The 5,328-nt window shown below is 60.2% G+C and carries 6 protein-coding genes and 2 pseudogenes; 2 read left to right on the plus strand and 6 right to left on the minus strand.

Annotation, left to right across the window (positions count from 1 at the left end):
* Together LB557_RS31265 and LB557_RS31270 are read left to right on the plus strand one after the other, a co-directional pair.
* A pseudogene (locus LB557_RS31265) lies at window positions 1-243 on the plus strand (hypothetical protein); the annotation flags it as partial.
* Between the two features lie 230 nt (window positions 244-473).
* Complete coding sequence (locus LB557_RS31270) at window positions 474-890, plus strand: GNAT family N-acetyltransferase (RefSeq protein WP_027033298.1); 417 nt, start codon at window positions 474-476, stop codon at window positions 888-890.
* Between the two features lie 434 nt (window positions 891-1,324).
* On the opposite strand, the gene LB557_RS31935 is transcribed toward LB557_RS31270, so the two are convergent.
* From LB557_RS31935 to LB557_RS31300, 6 genes and pseudogenes are all read right to left on the minus strand, one after another.
* A complete protein-coding gene (locus LB557_RS31935; RefSeq protein WP_342355840.1) occupies window positions 1,325-1,555 on the minus strand; it encodes a M20/M25/M40 family metallo-hydrolase in 231 nt (76 codons plus the stop codon).
* A complete protein-coding gene (locus tag LB557_RS31280) occupies window positions 1,497-1,715 on the minus strand; it encodes a hypothetical protein (protein WP_169627230.1) in 219 nt (72 codons plus the stop codon). Before LB557_RS31280 ends, LB557_RS31935 begins: the two co-directional genes overlap by 59 nt.
* A 384-nt stretch (window positions 1,716-2,099) precedes the next feature.
* The gene (locus LB557_RS31285) at window positions 2,100-2,357 is read right to left on the minus strand and encodes an MmgE/PrpD family protein (RefSeq protein WP_027033296.1); all 258 of its coding nucleotides are present in this window, start codon (window positions 2,355-2,357) and stop codon (window positions 2,100-2,102) included.
* Window positions 2,358-2,677: 320 nt separating this feature from the next.
* The gene (locus tag LB557_RS31290) at window positions 2,678-4,015 is read right to left on the minus strand and encodes an amidase (RefSeq protein WP_027033295.1); all 1,338 of its coding nucleotides are present in this window, start codon (window positions 4,013-4,015) and stop codon (window positions 2,678-2,680) included.
* Entirely contained in the window at window positions 4,008-4,226 is a 219-nt protein-coding gene (locus LB557_RS31295) for a hypothetical protein (RefSeq protein WP_033839217.1), read from the minus strand. Before LB557_RS31295 ends, LB557_RS31290 begins: the two co-directional genes overlap by 8 nt.
* An 817-nt stretch (window positions 4,227-5,043) precedes the next feature.
* Window positions 5,044-5,328: pseudogene (locus LB557_RS31300) on the minus strand (hypothetical protein); the annotation flags it as partial.

Raw genomic sequence — 5,328 nt, forward strand, 5'->3', positions numbered from 1 at the left:
GATCGCGATGGGATCCTCGACTGGATCGATGGCGACAGTCGGGCGGCTGCTTTACCAGGTGTCGCCGAGGTCAAATTCTATGTTGAACCCAAGACGCCGATCATCAGGAAAGGCGACTACCGAGACTGTATCGGACATGTCGTCGCCGTTTCACCCAGTCTTGCTCAGACCGAGATCGCACTTCAGCGTGCCGTCGACTCGATCAGTTGGTCGATCACACCATTTCCGACCCTTGGCGAATAGGAACAATATGTGGCCCTTACCTCTGCGCAGCGGCGCTAGGTAAGAGGTTATAGTCGTCGCGGTACGACCGACTGGTGGAGCTTCGATCAGTTCGCAGCCAAACCCCGTTCGGGGCACCTTCCCGACGAGCAAAAGTGATGAACCACCAAAGCAACTGCTGATGTTACTATGATTGCACAGAATAGGATGCAATTCAATTTATACTTGAGACGTTTCTGAAAGGAGATGGTGTGCCCGAGCCCCCTAAAATCCTTTACGCTAGCGAGCCGGACCTCGATGCCGCTGAGTTCTGCCGAGTGTTGGTGGAATCCGGCTTCGGGGGAGGCCATGGAGAGCTGCGGCTGAAGGCGATGCTTAGCCATGCCGATCTAGTGCTGACGGCGCGGCTCGACCGGCGCGACCGGAAACTGGTCGGAGTTCTCCGCGGCGTCACCGACTTCTTTTGGGTCTGCTATATCTCCGAGCTCGCCGTCTCGAAATCGGCGCAAGGGCTTGGCATCGGCAAGGGCCTGGTTGGCGACGCGCGCCGGCAGCTCGGACCTGTCGTCGCAATGGCGTTGATTTCCGAGCCCGACGCTGTAGGCTTCTATGAAAGGATCGGCATGACGCGCATACCAGCCGCGTTCTGGTTTTCGCGTGAGTGTTAGCCTGAAAAATTCACGGCGGGTTGGCGGATGTGGTTCAAGCCATTGAAATGACCTAGGGTTTGGTTGGTAAGGCCGATCCGAATCATTTCCGGAGACCACACCCGCCATGAATGGTCTTACGCTGCCACTGAGCGGCTTGTCATCTGTCGGCGGCAATTCCGTCGTAGCCCGTTTCGACGGCGGCATGCTGTGGTCAGACAGTGGCGTTCTGTCTCCTAGCGAGGCTCGCGGAAAAGCACCCAACAGCTGCCACATCGCCGTTTCAGGCCGCCAAAACCTCATCGCCGTCGATCTTGAGCCTTCGGGCGACGTCATAGCCCGAAACCAAGCCTGCAAGGCGCCACGGAGTTCCGGCTGTGCGTCCGATCGGTAATGTTTACCCAGGTGGTGCGGATGACGCTCGCTTCAATCGGCCAGAACCGTCTCGATCAGGTTCACCCAATACCCGATGCCGTAGGGAAGGCTTCGTCGTTGAAATCATATGCCGGGTGGTGCACTGAAGCCGTCGGTCCATTCCCAAGGAAAACGAGAGCGCACGGCCGCGCCTCAAGCATGTAGGGGAGTTCCTTCCCTCCCATGCTTGGTCTCAACTTATCGTTCACGGCTTCAGACCCGACGATGCTGCATGCCGCCTTGACCGCCAATTTTGTCGTGTCGACGACCACGGCACAGGCCGGCCCAGTTTACCGACACATGGAGTTCGCGCGGCAATGCCTTTGGCCTGGACGTCCAGTTGATTTCGACCACCGACGCTTGGGCCAGTTCTCCGTGGTAGGGCCGAATGCGCGCAAGCTGATCGAACGCGTTGTCGACCGCTTCGATCACTTCAAAGCTTAGATCTGGTCCTCGGTGGTCGCGTACAATCTCGCCTTCACCCCGTCTCAGACCGGGCTGACGCCACTGATCGGGCCGTGCTCAGGGTACGCCGGCGAGTGCCGGGCGATAACCTATGCTCGCGTCACCGCGGCAAGTACTCGGGCGCGCCACCTGACGAAGACGAAGAACGCCCTGACCGCCCTGCCAAAGGCCGACGGCGTCCACCGACACGGACGGTGCGCATGGTGATGGATGATCTCCGCATCTTCGATCCGATCTTCTGCGGATAACATCACCTCCATCATAGCCTGGCGATCTACGACACGCTGTTCGCAAGCGAAGCTTATGACCCAGCCGCAAATGGTGGGGAAGTAGCTGCGGCAACCCCATAGCCTACCCAGCGCCCAGTGGCATATGTATCGATTGTTTCCGCAGGCCGAGAGCTTGCCACACGCAGGGCGATTTGTATCCGAGCGCGATTGCAGCCATTGTCTCAGAGGTCGACGCCCACTCCCAGGCGGCGGGAATAACGCCTGCGCCGGCGTGGCCCTCCGCGCCGCGGTGACCTTCGTCGATATCCAGCGCTCTCGCTGCAGCGCTATTTGCCATCGCGGCGCCGACGACACTAGAGTGTTCGTCTATCAACCACATGGTTACGGAACCTTCGCCGTAAGCATCCAGTGCTGGACCTTATGGCTGCATTGGCCAACGGTGATCGCAGGCTCGCAGCGGCAGCGCACAATGAGCGCGGCAATTCCACAAGTTGCAAGACAACCGTTAAGCCGGCTCACAGCGTAGGCGCCGCCAAATGATGTGATCACAAATTGGTCATGCCCCAAATTGGGTCAGCAAACGAATGCCAGACCGGCGAGCGCATCGCCCGAAAGGAATTGGTGACGTGAATTGTCTTCAGTCTTGTCTGGATACTCCGCTCATTTGCCAAAGTGCTTGAACGAACTGCCTCGCAGCGGTCAGGATCTACACGCCCTGCATACATTCTCGAGAATGAGGGCGATCCCGAAGAGCTGGGAATCGGAGCCGGGCGATCCAACAATCTGCACAGCGACGGGTAGGCCGCCGCTCGGCGAGGCGACCGGCAACACTAGTGCCGGCGCACCTACCAGATTGAAGAAAGAAGTGAACAGCGTCAGCGCGTTGCCAAGCGGAATAGTCTGCCCCGCAATGTCTACGTCGACGGTCCCGACCTGCGGCGCCATGATCGGACACGCCGGCGTCAGCAGGACATCAAACATCTGCATGGCCTGCGCAAACGCTCGCCTGTAAGTTCCCAGCATGCGCTTACACTGGATGTAGCTTTCTGCAGATAGGAACTGCCCCAACACCATGCCGCCGCGCATGTCAGCACCGAATCGATCGCGGGCGCGGGCGCGATTGGGGCCGTGATAGGTAAGTGTCTCGGCGAGCTGAATTGTCAGCGAGACCGTGCGGGCTACGGACTGGTCTGGGAGTTCGATCGCGCCAAACATTGCCCCCAAACGTCGCATGTGCCCCTTCGTCGCGAGGAACGCGTCTTGCACCGGCTCCTCGCATTTTTCCTCGAAGCCCTCGACCAGCGCAACCCTCAGCGCCGCACTGGGTTGCGTCGCCGGCGGGAGCTTCGCGATGTGCCTGACGACAAGCTCCAGGTCCTCAACTGATGTCGCGAGTACGCCCGCATGGTCCAACGACCAGCAATAGGGGATGACGCCATCGAGACTGATCAGGCCATAGCTCGGTTTGTACCCGGCGATGCCGCAGAGCGCGGCCGGAACGCGAACCGAGCCGCCGGTATCCGTGCCGAGCGCGAACGGCACGATGCCGGCCGCCACGGCCGCTGCGGAGCCGCTGCTCGAGCCGCCAGCGAGCCTTGTCTCGTCATGGGGGTTGACGACCGTTCCGGCCCAGCGGTTCTCGCCGGTCGCGCCATAGGCGAATTCGTGGAGGTTCGTTTTCCCGATCAGGGCCGCCCCCGCCGCGTCGAGCATGCAAATGGCTGCCGCCGACGTGTCCGGCACATTGTTCTCTAGCACCCTGCTGCCACCGGTGGTTCGGATGCCGCGCGTTTCGAACATGTCCTTCGCGGCGTAAGGAATTCCGTCAAGCGGGCCTAGGACGCGGCCCGCCCTTCGGCGTGCATCGGACTTCCCTGCTTGTTTTAGCGCGTGGTCAGCGGCCACCGTAATGAAGCTGCGCAACGAGGAATTGGTCCGTTCGGCCGCAGCGATGCATTCTCTGACAATCTCCACCGCGGACCGGTTGCCGCCCTCGAGTGCGGCGACGATCGTCTTGATTGACCTTGAATCAGTCATGACCAGAGTGTGATGCTTGCGCTACGCCGTCCGGCGCGATATGACCCAGGTCCCTGGCGACGATACTGCGCAAATCCGAGAGCAAGCTCTCGAAGCTGGAGACGATCCCGAAAGGAGACGTCGCCAACTGCTCAAGATCGCCGTCAACCCATTGGTTGCCAAGAAACTCGGCGTTGATGGACTTCAAGGTCTCCAGACGCGGTTTTGCCATCGTTCCTCTCTCACACCACGGCAAGGTCGTGACCCACATCATACCGACATCGATCGCCCGCTTGAGTTGCGGCGCCTCTGGGAAGGGCTGACCAACCGGCTGCCCGGTGTGGTAGCCGACGGAGAATGACCTCCTCGGCTGCCGTGGACTGCCTCGCACGTGAGGCCGGCCCTGATCGCCGCCAGCGCCGGCCGGCGGCGCCGCCACGGCGGTCTAATAGCCCCACACTTGCCGGTCACGTCGCCGATGATTTGCAGATTGTAGCTCATCGGCGACGCGAACCAGCGGGCGTTGTCGTCCGGAAGCGACGCGGCTTTGCGCGTGTCGGCCGCCATAGCCGCAAGCGCGACCTTGGGGCCTTTTCATTTCGGTCCTACTTCTGGTAATGAAACGCTACGGTGTTTCGCTCAGTTGCTCGAACTAAGGTGCGGAGCATCATGGGGCATTTCCTCTGTGCTTTCTCCACGGTCGATGTGATGCCGATGGGCATTTAGTACCTAAATCACCTTGCCGCCTTTTGATCTGAACCAGAGCAACACCCCACCTTGGGCAATCTGGGCAGGGATTGCGTTGCGCTGGCAACACACGACCGCATCGAAGCCCGATGAGCTTAAACCTAGTGGCCGGAAGCGCCAACGCGAGCGATCAGTCGGACGTCACGACCGCCGTATATTCGCCGACGCTCGCCGCATAAGCGCCGCCTCATTCCGCGGATCAAGCGCCACCTCCGGGATTCTGCACGGGCAGCTGAGGTATCACCATCGACCTGTGTCTCTCTCCTGCTCTCAATTGAACCAAGTTCGGCGAACATCATTCCCTAATCAGGCCTTACGTGCGCCGGTGCAGCGGAGGAAGGGACGCAGTTACCTGAGGCCGGAAAAGGTGCGATCGACCAACTTATTAAGTCGACGGCATGCTGAAGTATAGCCGCAGTCTGAGCACGGCCGGGTGAAGTGGCAATGACATGTCCGATGCGGTCTCGGAAGTCGCCCTTCCTGACGATCGGCGTCTTGGGTTTAATGTACAATTTCACCTCGGCGACACCTGGTACAGCAGCGGCCCGACCGTCGCCATGGATCCAATCGAGTACGCCATCGCGATC

This window comes from Mesorhizobium sp. BR115XR7A (genome assembly GCF_020165315.1).
In the GTDB taxonomy this organism is placed as follows: Bacteria; Pseudomonadota; Alphaproteobacteria; order Rhizobiales; family Rhizobiaceae; genus Mesorhizobium; species Mesorhizobium australicum.